The 14,331-nt window shown below is 61.3% G+C and carries 14 protein-coding genes and 1 pseudogene; 7 read left to right on the plus strand and 8 right to left on the minus strand.

Going from position 1 to position 14,331, the window contains the following annotated elements; translation table 11 throughout:
- Window positions 1–116: 116 nt before the first annotated feature.
- From cydX to rpoH, 5 genes are all read right to left on the minus strand, one after another.
- Window positions 117–233, minus strand: coding sequence for a cytochrome bd-I oxidase subunit CydX (cydX, locus tag PQR42_RS27590; protein ID WP_408213289.1), 117 nt, complete (start codon window positions 231–233; stop codon window positions 117–119).
- 28 nt (window positions 234–261) lie between these two features.
- Window positions 262–1,398, minus strand: coding sequence for a cytochrome d ubiquinol oxidase subunit II (gene cydB, locus PQR42_RS27595; RefSeq protein WP_408389057.1), 1,137 nt, complete (start codon window positions 1,396–1,398; stop codon window positions 262–264).
- A gap of 35 nt (window positions 1,399–1,433) precedes the next feature.
- Window positions 1,434–3,026: a cytochrome ubiquinol oxidase subunit I gene (locus PQR42_RS27600; protein ID WP_408213284.1), complete on the minus strand. Its 1,593-nt coding sequence runs from the start codon at window positions 3,024–3,026 to the stop codon at window positions 1,434–1,436.
- Window positions 3,016–3,276: a cytochrome oxidase putative small subunit CydP gene (gene cydP, locus PQR42_RS27605; protein ID WP_408213282.1), complete on the minus strand. Its 261-nt coding sequence runs from the start codon at window positions 3,274–3,276 to the stop codon at window positions 3,016–3,018. Before cydP ends, PQR42_RS27600 begins: the two co-directional genes overlap by 11 nt.
- Window positions 3,277–3,614: 338 nt before the next feature.
- On the minus strand, window positions 3,615–4,550 hold the full coding sequence (gene rpoH / locus PQR42_RS27610) for an RNA polymerase sigma factor RpoH (RefSeq protein ID WP_007179432.1): 936 nt from the start codon (window positions 4,548–4,550) through the stop codon (window positions 3,615–3,617).
- 363 nt (window positions 4,551–4,913) lie between these two features.
- On the opposite strand from rpoH, the gene PQR42_RS27615 reads away from it, so the two are divergent.
- Both PQR42_RS27615 and PQR42_RS27620 read left to right on the plus strand, forming a co-directional pair.
- Complete coding sequence (locus PQR42_RS27615; RefSeq protein ID WP_408213278.1) at window positions 4,914–5,477, plus strand: acyloxyacyl hydrolase; 564 nt, start codon at window positions 4,914–4,916, stop codon at window positions 5,475–5,477.
- Between the two features lie 43 nt (window positions 5,478–5,520).
- Complete coding sequence (locus PQR42_RS27620) at window positions 5,521–5,904, plus strand: nuclear transport factor 2 family protein (RefSeq protein WP_408494026.1); 384 nt, start codon at window positions 5,521–5,523, stop codon at window positions 5,902–5,904.
- Between the two features lie 187 nt (window positions 5,905–6,091).
- On the opposite strand, the pseudogene PQR42_RS27625 reads toward PQR42_RS27620, so the two are convergent.
- Window positions 6,092–7,132: pseudogene (locus tag PQR42_RS27625) on the minus strand (2-isopropylmalate synthase); the annotation flags it as partial.
- A 512-nt stretch (window positions 7,133–7,644) separates the two neighbouring features.
- A complete protein-coding gene (ybiB, locus tag PQR42_RS27630) occupies window positions 7,645–8,616 on the minus strand; it encodes a DNA-binding protein YbiB (protein ID WP_408213273.1) in 972 nt (323 codons plus the stop codon).
- A gap of 228 nt (window positions 8,617–8,844) precedes the next feature.
- Here ybiB and PQR42_RS27635 point away from each other — a divergent pair, with 228 nt between their 5' ends.
- Together PQR42_RS27635 and maiA are read left to right on the plus strand one after the other, a co-directional pair.
- Entirely contained in the window at window positions 8,845–9,543 is a 699-nt protein-coding gene (locus tag PQR42_RS27635; protein WP_408213271.1) for a fumarylacetoacetate hydrolase family protein, read from the plus strand.
- Window positions 9,544–9,568: 25 nt separating this feature from the next.
- Window positions 9,569–10,213: a maleylacetoacetate isomerase gene (gene maiA, locus PQR42_RS27640; protein WP_408213268.1), complete on the plus strand. Its 645-nt coding sequence runs from the start codon at window positions 9,569–9,571 to the stop codon at window positions 10,211–10,213.
- 85 nt (window positions 10,214–10,298) lie between these two features.
- Here maiA and ftsY read toward each other — a convergent pair whose 3' ends face one another.
- Complete coding sequence (gene ftsY, locus PQR42_RS27645) at window positions 10,299–11,474, minus strand: signal recognition particle-docking protein FtsY (RefSeq protein WP_408389055.1); 1,176 nt, start codon at window positions 11,472–11,474, stop codon at window positions 10,299–10,301.
- A 241-nt stretch (window positions 11,475–11,715) separates the two neighbouring features.
- Between ftsY and rsmD the strand changes: the two genes are divergently transcribed.
- The 3 genes from rsmD to PQR42_RS27660 all read left to right on the plus strand — a co-directional run bounded on the left by rsmD (window position 11,716) and on the right by PQR42_RS27660 (window position 14,163).
- Complete coding sequence (rsmD, locus tag PQR42_RS27650) at window positions 11,716–12,330, plus strand: 16S rRNA (guanine(966)-N(2))-methyltransferase RsmD (protein WP_408213263.1); 615 nt, start codon at window positions 11,716–11,718, stop codon at window positions 12,328–12,330.
- A gap of 112 nt (window positions 12,331–12,442) precedes the next feature.
- Window positions 12,443–12,958, plus strand: a complete 516-nt coding sequence (coaD, locus tag PQR42_RS27655) for a pantetheine-phosphate adenylyltransferase (RefSeq protein WP_012431643.1) — start codon at window positions 12,443–12,445, stop codon at window positions 12,956–12,958.
- A 215-nt stretch (window positions 12,959–13,173) separates the two neighbouring features.
- Window positions 13,174–14,163, plus strand: coding sequence for a site-specific integrase (locus PQR42_RS27660; RefSeq protein ID WP_408494028.1), 990 nt, complete (start codon window positions 13,174–13,176; stop codon window positions 14,161–14,163).
- The last annotated feature ends 168 nt before the right edge of the window (window positions 14,164–14,331 follow it).

Below are 14,331 nucleotides of genomic sequence, written 5' to 3' on the forward strand. Positions count from 1 at the left end.
GGAGCGGCTCGCGCTGCTTCGCCTCCAGTAGTCATGCAGCAATAAGAAAAGCGGCACCTTGAATCATTCAAGGTGCCGCTTTTCCGTTTACCGGCCCGTAGCCGGTACATGCTGTTCTAGCGTGTTTTCCGCGTGCCGGCTTCCGACGACCGGCGCGATTCCAACCACATCACGTTGATGACGCCGAACGCCAACGCCACGCCGATCCCGAGAATCCAACTGAAATACCACATCGTAAACTCCTGTTAAACGTCTTGCCGATCAATACATCGTATGGTGATTTTCTTCGAGCGCCGCGGCGGTGACCTTGCCGCGCATCACGCGATACACCCAGCTCGTGTAGATCAGGATGATCGGCAGGAAAATGATCACGGCGATCAGCATGATCTGCAGCGTCATGCGGCTCGAGGTCGAATCCCACACGGTGAGGCTGCTGCGGCCGTCGAGCGAGGAGGGCATGATGAATGGGAACATCGAGAAGCCCGCCGTCAGGATCACGCCGATGATCATCAGCGAAGTCGACAGGAAGGCGCTCTTTTCAAAGCGCGAGCGCGCGAGCAACGAGGCCAGCACGCCGCCGACGAGACCAGCCACCGGCGCGCTGACCATCCACGGATAGTTCGCGTAGTTGGTGAGCCACAGCCCGGGTGCGCCGATCACGTTCTTCATCAACGGATTGGCGACCGTGTCGAGCGGCGGGGCGTCGATTACCTGATAGCCGCCGATCATCGTGGCGATCAGCGCGCCGGCAATCAGGAACAGCACCACGCAAGAAAGCGAAGCGATCCGCAGCGCAAGCGAAGCGCGCTCGGCGACGATGTCGTCCGCTTTCATCTTGACGAAGGCGGCGCCGTGCGCGGCCAGCATCGAGACGCTGACGAGGCCGGACAACACCGCGAACGGGTTGAGCAACTCGAAGAAGCCGCCGTGATAGGTGACGCGCAGGTCGGTATCGAACGAGAACGGCACGCCTTGCAGCAGGTTGCCGAAGGCGACGCCGAACACCAGTGCCGGCACGAAGCCACCGACGAACAGCGCCCAGTCCCACGCAGTGCGCCAGCGCGGGTCTTCACGTTTGCCGCGATAGTCGAAGCCGACCGGCCGGAAGAACAGCGCGAACAGCACCAGCAGCATGGCGAAATAAAAACCGGAGAACGATGCCGCGTACACCAGCGGCCACGCGGCGAACATCGCGCCGCCCGCCGTGATGAGCCACACCTGATTGCCTTCCCACGTCGCACCCACCGTGTTCACGACGATGCGCCGCTCGGCGTCGGTCTTGCCGATGAACGGCAGCAGAATCGCCGCGCCCATGTCGAAGCCGTCGGTGAGCGCGAAGCCGATCAGCAGCACGCCGATCAGTGCCCACCAGATCAGTTTGAGGGTTGCGTAATCCATGATGATCTTTTCCCTTGAAACTCAGTGGCGGCGAATCATGCGGCCGTGTTGGTCGGCAGCGGCTGATTCAGCGGCTGTTGTTCGTGGTGATAGCGGCCCGTGTGCAGCGAGGAGGGACCGAGCCGCGCGTACTTGAACATCAGCATGATTTCGATGATGAACAGCACCGTGTAGAACACCACGAAGCCCGCGATACTCAGATACAGGTCATTTGGCGTCAGGCTCGAGGCCGACAGGTTGGTCGGCAGAATGCCCGCGATGGTCCACGGTTGACGGCCCACTTCAGCGACAATCCAGCCGAATTCCGCCGCGAGCCAGGGCAGTGGAATCGCCCACACGGCCCAGCGAAGGAACCAACGGCGCTTCTCCAGCAACAGGGAGCGCTGCGCGCAGAACCAGAACGCCAGCACGAAGGTGGCGAGGAACAGGATGCCGAGGCCCACCATCAGCCGGAACGAAAAGAACACGGGCGCCACGGGCGGGATCGTTTTCTTCGCGGCCTGGGTGATCTGATCCGGCGTGGCGTCGGTGACGTTCGCGGTGAACTGCTTGAGCATCAGGCCATAGCCGAGATCCTGCTTGTGCGCGTCGAAGGCGGCTTTGGCTTCGTCGGTGATGTCGCCTTGCTTCAGTTTCTGCAGGGCGGCGTAGGCCAGCATACCGTTCTTGATGCGCACCTCGTTGTGCGCCATCAAATCCTTCAGGCCGACCACCGGTTCATCGAGCGAACGGGTGGCGATGAGGCCGAGCGCGTACGGAATTCTAATAGCGTAGTCGGTGCGCTCTTCCTTCTGGTTCGGAATCCCGATGATCGTGAACGGGGCCGGCGCAGGCGCGGTTTCCCATTCGGATTCGATCGCGGCCAGTTTGACCTGCTGGACTTCGCCGGTGCGGTAGCCGGATTCGTCGCCGAGCACGATCACGCACAAGGTGGATGCCAAACCGAAGCCGGCGGCAATCGCGAACGAGCGCAACGCGAATTCAGTGTCGCGGCGCTTCAGCAGATACCACGACGATACGCCGAGCACGAACATCGAAGCCGTCACATAACCGGCCGACACGGTGTGCACGAACTTGACTTGCGCGACCGGATTGAACAGCACGGAGAAGATGCTGTCGAGCTCCATACGCATGGTCTGGTAGTTGAAGGTGGCGCCGACCGGATTGTTCATCCAGCCATTGGCCACCAGAATCCACAGCGCCGACAGGTTCGACCCGAGCGCCACGAGGAACGTGACGAATAAGTGCTGGACCTTCGAGAGCCGATTCCAGCCGAAGAAGAACAGGCCAACGAAGGTGGACTCGAGGAAGAACGCCATCAACCCTTCGACGGCGAGCGGCACGCCGAAAATATCGCCGACATAGTGCGAGTAATACGACCAGTTTGTGCCGAACTGAAATTCCAGCGTGAGGCCGGTGGTGACGCCCATCGCAAAGTTGATGCCGAACAGCTTGCCCCAGAACTGGGTCATGTCCTTGTAGATCTGCTTGCCGGTCATCACATAGACCGACTCCATGATGACGAGCAGCCAGGACAGGCCCAGCGTGAGCGGGACGAACAGAAAGTGGTAAAGCGCGGTGATGGCGAACTGGAGGCGCGACAGTTCTACGACTTCGCTAACGGGCATGTGGATCACCTTGGGACGAATGCGAGGCAGGCACGGACAACAGCGCCTGCGCGACTTGCTCAGGCGGCAGCGACATGTGCTCCGCCTGTGGATGATTGAAGAATGTGTACTTGAGCGCCATCAGCAGTACGAATTTGATGGCGAGGACGATGGCGATATCCCGCGCCAGCGTCGGACCGCGCACCCAGCCGTGGAACCGTTTGCGCAGGCTCGGGCGGCGGGTGGTGCTGCGATTGAGGGCTATGGTCATGATCGGTAGAAGGCAACTTCACACCGGTGAATCCGGCTGGCGCCAGGCCGCTTCGGCGGTTTGGCGAGTGCATCCCGATTCTAGGAGTAGAACCTCGCGCGCAACAGTTCGGCGCTGCGGCATTGGGTCGCGAGACTTGCCCCCTTCAACCAGTATTGCTGTCTGCTTTGTGATACGTCAAGAAACGCGTGTTGCTCGCTGATGTTCTTGCGTGAATGTGCGCGTGCGCGAAGACGCCGCGGCGTGGGCGAAAAAAAGCCCCGCCGTCTTGCGAGGGCGGGGCTTGGCGGCTGGATACCGCGCGCCGGGCGAACCGGCAGGCTGACAATCTTCAAACTTTACGCATATTCGGTGAGTGCACCGCGCATCTTCTTCATTGCGCTCGCCTCGATCTGGCGAATACGTTCGGCGGACACACCGAATTCGTCGGCCAATTCGTGCAGCGTCGAGCCGCCCGAACCGTCGTCTTCCACCTTCAGCCAGCGTGCCTCGATGATGCGGCGGCTGCGGGCGTCCAGTGCGTCCAGCGCGCTCGCGATACCGTCGCTTTGCAGCTTGTCGCGCTGACGCGAAGCCAGTACGGCGGTCGGTTCGCTATGCGAGTCGGCCAGATAGGCGATCGGCGCGTACGACTCTTCGCCGTCTTCGACCTGACCCTCCAGCGCGATGTCGCCGCCTGAGAGGCGCGTTTCCATTTCGGACACTTCTTCGCGCTTCACATTCAGCTCTTTGGCGAGACCTTCGATCTCGTCCGGCGTGAACGCGCCCAGCCCTTGCTTGTGGCTGCGCAGGTTGAAGAACAGCTTGCGCTGCGCCTTGGTCGTGGCGACCTTCACCATCCGCCAGTTGCGCAGAATGTATTCGTGGATCTCAGCCTTGATCCAGTGCATGGCGTACGACACGAGGCGTACGTTCTGCTCCGGATCGAAGCGCTTCACGGCCTTCATCAGGCCGATATTGCCTTCCTGGATCAGGTCGGCGTGCGGCAGTCCATACCCCAGATAGTTGCGCGCGATCGACACGACCAGCCGCAAATGCGACAGGACGAGACGGCGCGCGGACTCGAGATTGTCCTGCTCGCGAAATTCGGTGGCGAACTGGCGTTCTTCCGCCGGCGTCAGCATCGGAATCCGATTTACGGCCTGGATGTAGGCGTCGATATTGCCCAGTTGACCGGGCAGCAGCGAGGAATGCGAGAGCGCCAGTGCACCTGCCGAAGCGGCCTTAGCCGACGACGGGCTCAAAGTACTCGGAAGGGTCATTGCATGGCTCACGTAGGAAACTCCTTTGGAATCAGACAAAAGCTTATTCAGGTAACGACTCCAGCGTTGGATGTTAGCACTCTGATTTGCCGAGTGCTAATACTTAGAGGCCGTAGGGGCATCCAAGTTCCGTAAATTCCTATTGAAATTCACGATTCAATAGCCATGGTACGCCTCCCTTGGTTTCTCTGCACGGAGCGTAGAAGTTACCTAACAAATCACCTTCATTGTTATAAATACCCGATTTTTTATGGTTTTGAAGTGACTAATTGCGGAAAGTCGGGTTTCTTCATACGATCCACTAAATTGAGATTGTCTTTACAATACGCAAAACAGTTACGGATTGTTCAACGTTCGACGGAGCTCGGGTGTTAGATGAACAACAAAAAGAATGCTTTGCGTGATCTGGCTCTAAAAATCACGGCGGGCGCCGTGCTAGTGGGAACTTCAGGATGGGCTTCGGCGGACCAGTTCGGCGTGCAGGTAGCCGGTGGCCTCGGCGATCGCCACGTCAAGAAACTCGACCTCGGGTTCGTCTGGGACCCGGATCTGACCTGGTGGCAGATCGGTGACTGGCATTTCTCGCTGATCGGGGAAGCGCATGTGGCCTGGTGGCACACCAACGAAGGCAACGTGCACGACAACATCGGCGAAGTCGGCGTGACGCCGATCATCCGCTTCATCAAGGGATCGGGCTCGATCCGCCCGTACGCCGAACTGGGCGCGGGCATCCGGCTCCTGTCGAGTCCCCGGATTTCTTCGACCTTCACATTGGGCACTGCGTTCCAGTTCGCAGAAATGGCCGGTGTGGGCATGCAGTTCGGCAGCCACCAGCAGTACCAGGCGGGCTATCGCTTCCAGCATGTTTCCAACGGCGGTATCAAAGAGCCGAATCCTGGTATAAATTTCCACCAGCTATATCTGCAATATAACTTCTGACAACCGTGGCCACGTTCGGCTCACCGGTGCGAGGGGCTGAGCGATGACGGCAAAGATAATCGAAACGGTTCGCGAGCTGGAGCGAGAGCGTTTTCGCGCGATGGTCGACGGCGACGGGCAATCGCTCGACACGCTGCTCGCGGAGAACGTGAGCTACGTTCACACGAACGGCAAGCGGGAAATGAAACGGCAGTTCATCGACGGGATTACCGCGGGCCGCCGCCGTTATCGGCAGATCGAGATCCAGTCGCAAGAGGTGCTGCCGGTCGGGCGCGAGACCTGTGTCGTGACCGGCCGGGCGCTGATCGAAATGGAAGCGAACAACGGAGCGCTGCTGTTTCCGATCGCCTACACAGCGATCCATACGCAGGAAGACGGGCGATGGCGCCTGATTGCCTGGCAGGCGACGCGTTGCGCAATCGAGTGAGCCTTTTGAGCTCACTGTGTCCGGGTCGGCCGCGCCTTGTGAGTGGGCTGCTCCGGCTGACGCGAGCGCGCGGGTAGCGCGCTTGTGCGTCGGTTTTCGCTTCACCTCGCCCTGAGTCTCAGGCAGAGACGCTCTCCCGATCCACGCCGCTCCACTCGCGACGATCCGCCGCACCGGTTTCGGCCATTTCCGGCTCATGCACCGCGACGCCTTGTCGCTCCCCCCTTTTCGCGCGCATCGCCGCATCGCCCGCATACGGATGCCGCGGATGCACCGGCAACTGATTGCAGCGCTCCACGACGCGCCGGACCGCCTCGATATCCGAGAAATCGAGCCCCGTATCGACGCCTTGCGCAGCCAGATTCATCGCCAGCGCGACGAGATCGACGTTGCCAGTGCGCTCGCCATTGCCGAACAGGCAGCCCTCGACGCGGTCCGCGCCCGCCAGCAGCGCCAGTTCCGCGGCGGCCACCGCGGTGCCGCGGTCGTTATGCGGATGCACCGACAGCACGATGCTGTCGCGATAGCCGAGATTGCGGTCCATCCATTCGATCTGATCGGCGAATACGTTCGGTGTCGCCGCCTCCACGCTCGCGGGCAGGTTGACGATCATTTTGTGATCGCGCGTGGGCCGCCACGTCTGCGCGACCGCGTCGCACACCTCGCGTGAAAACGGCAGTTCGGCCGCATTGAAAGTTTCCGGCGAATACTGGAAGGTCCAGTGCGTGCCGGGCCGCGCCTGCGCATGCTCCTTGATGATTTGCGTGCCCGCCACGGCCAGTGCCTTGGTTTCGGCCTTCGACTGGTTGAAAACGATCCGGCGAAACGACGGGCAGATCGCGTTGTACAAATGCACGATGGCGCGCGGCGCGCCTTCCAGCGCCTCGAACGTGCGCGCGATCAGTTCCGCCCGCGACGGCATGAACACCTCGATGGTGACGTCGTCGGGAATGCGGTTTTCCTCGATCAGCTTGCGGACGAAATCGAAATCCGTTTGCGACGCCGACGGATAGCCGACCTCGATCTCCTTGAAGCCGATCGCGACCAGCATCTCGAAGAATTCGAGCTTTTGCGCGGCATTCATCGGCTCGATCAGCGCCTGATTGCCGTCGCGCAGATCGGTGCTCATCCAGACCGGCGCCTGGTCGATCGTGCGGCTCGGCCATTTGCGGCCGGACAGGCGCACGGTGGGGAAGGGGCGATATTTTTCAGCGGGATTTTGCAACATGGTGAGCCTCGTTCGTTGTGTCGGATGCGAAAGGATGTGGCGTCGAGCGGTTGGCGGACTGCCACGGGTGCACGGTCCGCCAGCCGATGGCTAGCGGCAACAACGAACGGGCGCGAACGAACGGCGTCATCGAGACAGCGAAAACGGACGTGGATAAAGCCCATGCGGCGTGCATTTGATCCTCGCGCTTCGTCCGCGTGGTAAACGGACGAATGCAGACGACTACAGGTTGTGAAGAACTACGCTTTGGGGATGAAACGGGAACTGCGAAACTGCTGGAGGGACCGCGCTTTGGGCAACTTGATGGACAACCTGAGTTGCCAACGCGCGGCGCTACGCCTGACTTACGCTAGGCGTAGCGATAGGGGCCGCGCTAGGCGGCCGGAGGTAATTCGGAGGGTGTTCGGAAGGGAACGCATGGGTCTAATGTATGACGGCGCGTTGCGGCGTGTCAACCCGCGCGGGTCGCCGCGGGCGACGGCAAGCGCGCCGCAGCGCTTACGCCGCGGCCGTTACACCGGCATTCTCGCGACGTCCACGATCAGTTCGACCTGCCGTTCGATCGCGCTCGGCACGGGTGCTTCGCCGCGTAGCACGGCGCTGATCCAGGCCGCTGTCGTCGGCGCGTCTTTGGCCTCAGGCAAGTCGACTTCCGGCGCATCGGGCGACGAGCGTTCATGCGGCACGCGCGTTTCGCAGACGCCGTCGTGCAGCCAGTCGACCTGCACCTGACGCCGCGTATCGGCCACCGCTTCGCCTTCGGTGCCGCGCGCAAGCAGCGCGCCGCCGGCGGCCGCGTCCGGATGCGTGTTGAACAGTTGCGTGAGGCTGTCGCGATACGGCGGGTGCGTGTAATTCACGAGGCGCAAACCCGCGGGCGCGAACGGCTGCAGGATTTTCACCAGCGTGTGGGTCGAGTTACGCACGCCCATGCGCCGGCGCAGCGCAAGAAGACGTGCGAGCTTCGGCGCGAGCACATCGATTGGAGCAAACGCAAGGCGGTGCTCAGCGAGACCGTCTTCGATATCGGCGTGTGATCGCGCATGCTGAATCTGCAGATGCGTGAAGATTTCCGCGCTCGTCACGCGGCCCGGATCTTCGGTGACGCCGTGCACCAGCACGGGCACGCCTTCGCGCGCCAGCAACAGGGCGAGCAGCGGCACCAGATTCGGCTGCTTGCGCGCGCCGTTGTAGCTCGGTATCGAGACGGGCCGGAACGTGCCGTGCGGCAGATGAACCGGCTCGAACGACGCGTGCGCGCCGGCCAGCATCGCGGCGAGTTCGTCGGCGGTTTCGCCCTTCACACGGTACGCGAGCAGCACCGCGCCGAGTTCGAGCTCGGCCACGCGGCCATCGAGCATCGCGGTGTAGAGCGCGCGCGTATCGTCGGCGGTCAGCGCGCGGGCGCCGTTCGGGCCGCGGCCGATTTCCTTGATGAAGCGGGCGCAGGGGAAGGGATTGACGGTGTCGGCGGAGTCGGTCATCGGGCGCAGTGGGACGTGTTGGCATGCCGCCTTGGAGCGGTTGGCCACGGTATTCAAGGGATGCTATTGAGTGTGAGTATCGCATCTATGGCGATCCCGCGAGACACCGCGCCAGCGGCGCCGGCCTTGCCGGTCCATGCCGAACTGGCGCGCGCGGCGCTTTGTCGCGCGTTACACTCGATGTTTTATCGCCGCGCTGGCGGCACACATCAAGAAACGGAGAGCGGGATGAGTTACGTATTTGCACCCGCACCGGTGGTCGCGGTGCCGGTTGTGGGGTCCAGCGAGCAGTTCGCGGTGCGTCGAATCTACTGTGTGGGCCGCAACTACGAGGCGCATGCGCGCGAGATGGGACACGATCCCGACCGCGAGCCGCCGTTCTTCTTCGCCAAGCCGGCCGATGCCGTGCTCTACGTCGCGCCCGGCGCCACCGGCGAGTTTCCGTATCCGTCGCAGTCGAAAAACGTCCACTTCGAAATGGAAATGGTGGCGGCGATCGGCAAGGGCGGCAAGAACATTCCGGCCGAGAGCGCGCTCGACCACGTCTACGGTTACGCGCTCGGTCTCGACATGACGCGCCGTGATCTGCAAGCCGAAGCGAAGAAGCTGGGCCGGCCCTGGGATACCGCGAAGGGCTTCGATCACTCGGCGCCGCTCGGTCCGATTCATCCGGTCACGACCGTCGGCCATATCGACAAGGGCGCGATCTGGTTGTCGGTGAACGGCGAGGAAAAGCAGAACTCGGACGTGTCGCAACTGATCTGGTCGGTGGCCGAGACGATCGCTTATTTGTCGACGCTGTTCGAACTGCAGCCCGGCGATCTGATTTTCACCGGCACGCCGGAAGGCGTCGGCGCGGTGGTGCAGGGCGATCTGATGAAGGGTGGCGTGGACGGGCTCGGCGAGCTCAGCGTGCGCGTCGTCTGACGGCCGGTTGGGGGAGACAGACAACATGAAGCTCTACAGCTATTTCCGTAGCTCGGCGTCCTATCGCGTGCGCATCGCGCTGAACGTGAAGAATCTGCCGTACGACTACGTGCCGGTGCACCTTGTGCGCGACGGCGGCGAGCAATTGAAGCCCGAATACCGCAAGGTGAACGCGGACGGGATCGTGCCCACCTTCGTCGACGGCAATGACGTGATGCCGCAGTCGCTCGCGATCATCGAGTATCTGGAAGAGACGCATCCCGAGCCGCCGCTCCTGCCCGCGACGCCCGCCGATCGCGCGTATGTGCGCGCGCTGGCGCTGCAGGTGGCGTGCGAGATCCATCCGCTGAACAATCTGCGCGTGCTGAAGTATCTGAAGCACACCTTGTGTCTCGACGACGATGCCAAGGACGCCTGGTATCGTCACTGGGTGGAAGCGGGTTTCGCGACATTTGAGACGCATCTGGCGGGCGATGCGCGCACCGGCAAGCTGTGTTTCGGCGATACGCCGACCGTTGCCGACACCTGTCTGATTCCGCAGGTGTTCAACGCGCAGCGCTTCAAGGTCGACACGGCGAAGTTTCCGACCATCCAGCGCATCTACGATCACGCGATGCAACTCGACGCGTTTGCCCGCGCGGCGCCTGGTGCGCAGCCGGACGCTGAGTGACCTGTCGCGATCCGGCAGGTGGAATGAAAAAAGGGCACTCCTCGGAGTGCCCTTTTTGCTGCTTTAGCCGCGAACGCTGTGGCGTTCAGCCGCCCAGCAGTGCGTCGGAAAACTCTTCCGCGCTGAACGGCTGCAAGTCCTCGACCTTTTCGCCGACGCCGATGAAATACACGGGAATCGGACGCTGCCGCGCGATCGCGGCCAGAATGCCGCCCTTCGCCGTGCCGTCGAGTTTGGTGACGATCAGGCCGGTGAGGCCGAGCGCGTCGTCGAAAGCCTTCACTTGCGCGAGCGCGTTCTGGCCGGTGTTGGCGTCGATCACCAGCAGCACCTCGTGCGGCGCGCCGTCTTGCGCTTTGCCAATCACGCGCTTCACCTTGCGCAGTTCTTCCATCAGATGCAGTTGGGTCGGCAGGCGACCGGCCGTGTCCGCCATCATCACGTCGATCTTGCGCGCGCGCGCGGCGCCGACCGCGTCGAAGATCACCGCCGCCGGGTCGCCGCTTTCCTGCGACACCACGGTCACGTTGTTGCGCTGACCCCAGATGGCCAGTTGCTCGCGCGCGGCGGCGCGGAACGTGTCGCCCGCGGCCAGCAGCACCGACTGGTCGAAACTCTGCAGATGCTTGGCGAGCTTGCCGATGCTGGTGGTTTTGCCCGCGCCGTTGACGCCGGCAATCATCATCACCAGCGGCTGCGCGCGGCCGAGCATCAGCGATTTTTCCAGCGGCTTGAGCAGGTCGACCAGCAGCGTGCGCAGCGCCGTTTTGACCTGCAGGGGATCGGCGAGACGCTCGGTGCGCACTTTTTCGTGCAGCGCTTCGAGCAGGAATTCGGTGGCGTCGACGCCCGCGTCCGACATCAGCAGCGCGGTTTCGAGCTCTTCGTACAGGTCTTCGTCGATCTTCGTGCCGACGAAAATGCCGGTCAGGTTCGAACTCGTCTTCGACAAGCCGGTCTTCAGACGCGTCAGCCAGGAGCGCTTCGCGCCCGCGTCTTGCAGTGGCGGTGGGACGATTTCGACGGTTTCTTCGACCGCGAATGCTTCCTGCTCGGGTTCGGGCTCGATCGCGGACGGAGCGGCCACGGGCGGCGTCTCGACGCGAACCGGAGCAACGGCCGGGCGCGGGGCGGCCGGCGCGACGGGCGCAGGCTCCTGAACGGCGGCGTCGAGCTCCGAGCCTTCTGGCGCGGTTTGCGACTCTTCTGGCGCGTTATCGGACTCTTTCGAACCCTTGAATCGTTTGAAAAAGCTGAACATGATCTGGCGTGGTGAGAGCGCGCGCCGATGCGCGCAGCCGGCACAAGACCGGCAGGAGCGGCAGGCAGCGTTGCGATGCGGGATGCAAGGCGCTGGAAGCCGCACATTTTATCAGGCGCGCCGCCGCCCGTCGTATCGGCCGAACGGCCAGGCTGGACGCGGGGCGTCGCTGTGGTAACGTTGGCGCTCCGGCCCGCATACATTGTTGTGGCGGGCGCTTTAATAACGTAATCGAAACTGCATGCCCCGTTCCGCACCTTCACGCGCTCATGGCGCATCGTCCAAAAGCGGCAAGCCGCACGCCATCCGTATCATCGGCGGCGACTGGAAGCGCACGCCTTTGCCCGTGCTCGACCTCGACGGCTTGCGCCCCACGCCCGACCGCGTGCGCGAGACGCTGTTCAACTGGCTCGGCCAGAATCTGGACGGCCAGCGCTGCCTCGATCTGTTTGCCGGCAGCGGCGCGCTGGGCTTCGAGGCGGCGTCGCGCGGCGCGGCACGGGTCTTGATGGTGGAGCGCAATGCGCGGGCCGCCAGCCAGTTGCGCGCGAACCAGGAACGCCTGTCGGCGCGCACGATCGAAATCGCTGAAGCAGACGGTTTACGCCTTGCCGCGAGTCTCGCGCCCGGATCGTTCGACGTGGTCTTTCTCGACCCGCCGTTCGGCGACGATCTGCTCGGCAGAGCGCTCGCGCTGGCGGTACCGCTCGTGAGCGCGGACGGATTTCTATATGTGGAAGCGGGCGAGGCGCTCGAGCTCGATGGGAACGAGACGCTCGCCGGGTGGGAAATCGTGCGGCAAGGCAAAGCGGGCGCTGTCCACTTTCATTTGCTGCAGCGCGAAAATAAGGAATAATGCGCGTTCCAAAACAAGCGCCGGGCGGTTTGTCGTCACGGGCGCGGTCGGTGCCAAATGCGTCGCGTGGACGCTTTGACGTGCCCCTTTGTCTGAAGAGAGGAGAAGTCTCATGGTAGTCGCCGTGTACCCGGGCACGTTCGACCCGCTGACGCGCGGTCACGAAGACCTCGTTCGGCGCGCGTCGAGCATTTTCGACACGCTGGTGGTCGGCGTTGCCGACAGCCGCAACAAGAAGCCATTTTTCACGCTCGAAGAGCGCCTCGACATCGCTCACGAAGTGCTCGGGCACTACCCGAACGTTCAGGTGATGAGCTTCAAGGGGCTGCTGAAGGATTTCGTGCGCACCAATAACGCGCGGGTGATCGTACGCGGTCTGCGGGCCGTGTCGGACTTCGAATATGAGTTCCAGATGGCCGGCATGAACCGCTATTTGCTGCCTGACGTCGAAACCATGTTCATGACGCCGTCCGATCAGTACCAGTTCATCTCGGGCACGATCGTGCGCGAAATCGCGCAACTCGGCGGTGATGTCAGCAAGTTCGTGTTCCCGTCGGTGGAAAAATGGCTGACGGAAAAGGTCGCGGCGATGGATCCGGCTAGCGGCGCGTCGGCGGGACAGCCGTAACCGGCGTAAACTGTCGGTTTGACGGATCAGAGCTGGCTGCGGCCGGCGTGAAGTGAGAGAAGTATGGCCTTGATGATTACCGACGAGTGCATCAATTGGCACGTTGCTCGCCGTGAGAGTTAGTCAAACTTCCCCTTACCGTACAAGGACTTAGCCAAGTTAGCCGCCACAAAGTGCCTCGAAAGTGCAACTAGAGTGCAAATGAGGCTTACAAAATGGCAAGCTTTGTCCCGCGTAACGGCAAATGGCTCGCGCGGGTAGCTGTAAAGGGCTACCCCAAGCAAAACAAAACTTTCGACACACAAGCAGAGGCCAAAGCATGGGCAGCAGAAGTAGAAGCTGCCATGTATAGCCGTTCCTACGTTGATACATCAGCAGAACGCAATCTGCTGTTTAAAGACCTTGTTGAACGCTTCCGTGAGGTCGAGATACCCAAACGCAATTACGACAACAAGAGCGAGTGGTATCGACTCGGCAAAATTGCTAACAACTGGATCGGCCAATACAGTGTCTATAATTTGACGCCACTTGTAATTGGCAAGTACCGTGACGAGCGTTTGAAAGAAGTTGGTCCTGCTACTGTTGCACGTGAGTTGATGAACATACAGGGCATCATTACGCACGCTTGCAAGGAATGGGGCTTGCAGATTGAGAATCCCGTTCCCAAGGTCAAAAAGCCCAAACTGCCTCCCGGTCGTGAACGTCTCTTGAACGACACAGAGCTTGCGCTATTACTGCATGAGTTAAATCCTGCTGCTCACGGCTTGCGTAGTCCGTATCTGTTGCCACTTGTAAAGCTTGCTCTTGAAACAGCAATGCGTCGTGGTGAGCTACTTGGTTTGACTTGGACTAATGTAAATCTGGAGGATCGCACAGCACGCTTGCCTATTACTAAGAATGGCAAAGCTCGTACGGTTCCGCTTAGTAGCAAAGCTGTTGAAGTGCTATCTGCAATGCCCCGTTTGGGGAAGCATGTATTCCCAATTACGCGCTTGGTTGTTGATAGCGCATGGTGGAGAGCTTGCAAACGCGCAGGTATTGAAGACTTCCGCTTCCACGACCTACGACACATGGCAACAACACGTCTCGCTAAAAAGCTGCCTAACGTGATCGAGTTGAGCCACGTAACAGGACACAGTAATCCCAAAATGCTCGCGCGCTATTACCACACCACACCGCAGGAACTAGCGTTGAAGATTGGCTAGTCGTAGAAAAGGGGAGCGCTGCTCCCCTTTATGACCCTGACGCCAGGATTCTGTGCAAGTCATCTACAGTCAGTAAACTCTGCTGTGTTAAGGTCCAAAACCACAGCCTAAAACCCAATCAGTAGACGCCCGCGTCAAATCTATTTAGCAGAAGAAAAGGCCGCTACA

The sequence above is a fragment of the Paraburkholderia sediminicola genome, assembly GCF_046027355.1.
Classification (GTDB): Bacteria; Pseudomonadota; Gammaproteobacteria; order Burkholderiales; family Burkholderiaceae; genus Paraburkholderia; species Paraburkholderia sediminicola_B.

Excerpts from the sequence above, each read along its gene's own strand:
- cydX (WP_408213289.1), bottom strand. The coding sequence starts at position 233 with ATGTGGTATTTCAGTTGGATTCTCGGGATCGGCGTGGCGTTGGCGTTC.
- cydB (WP_408389057.1), bottom strand. The coding sequence starts at position 1,398 with ATGGATTACGCAACCCTCAAACTGATCTGGTGGGCACTGATCGGCGTG.
- PQR42_RS27600 (WP_408213284.1), bottom strand. The coding sequence starts at position 3,026 with ATGCCCGTTAGCGAAGTCGTAGAACTGTCGCGCCTCCAGTTCGCCATC.
- cydP (WP_408213282.1), bottom strand. The coding sequence starts at position 3,276 with ATGACCATAGCCCTCAATCGCAGCACCACCCGCCGCCCGAGCCTGCGC.
- PQR42_RS27615 (WP_408213278.1), top strand. The coding sequence starts at position 4,914 with ATGAACAACAAAAAGAATGCTTTGCGTGATCTGGCTCTAAAAATCACG.
- PQR42_RS27620 (WP_408494026.1), top strand. The coding sequence starts at position 5,521 with ATGACGGCAAAGATAATCGAAACGGTTCGCGAGCTGGAGCGAGAGCGT.
- ybiB (WP_408213273.1), bottom strand. The coding sequence starts at position 8,616 with ATGACCGACTCCGCCGACACCGTCAATCCCTTCCCCTGCGCCCGCTTC.
- PQR42_RS27635 (WP_408213271.1), top strand. The coding sequence starts at position 8,845 with ATGAGTTACGTATTTGCACCCGCACCGGTGGTCGCGGTGCCGGTTGTG.
- maiA (WP_408213268.1), top strand. The coding sequence starts at position 9,569 with ATGAAGCTCTACAGCTATTTCCGTAGCTCGGCGTCCTATCGCGTGCGC.
- ftsY (WP_408389055.1), bottom strand. The coding sequence starts at position 11,474 with ATGTTCAGCTTTTTCAAACGATTCAAGGGTTCGAAAGAGTCCGATAAC.
- rsmD (WP_408213263.1), top strand. The coding sequence starts at position 11,716 with ATGCCCCGTTCCGCACCTTCACGCGCTCATGGCGCATCGTCCAAAAGC.
- coaD (WP_012431643.1), top strand. The coding sequence starts at position 12,443 with ATGGTAGTCGCCGTGTACCCGGGCACGTTCGACCCGCTGACGCGCGGT.
- PQR42_RS27660 (WP_408494028.1), top strand. The coding sequence starts at position 13,174 with ATGGCAAGCTTTGTCCCGCGTAACGGCAAATGGCTCGCGCGGGTAGCT.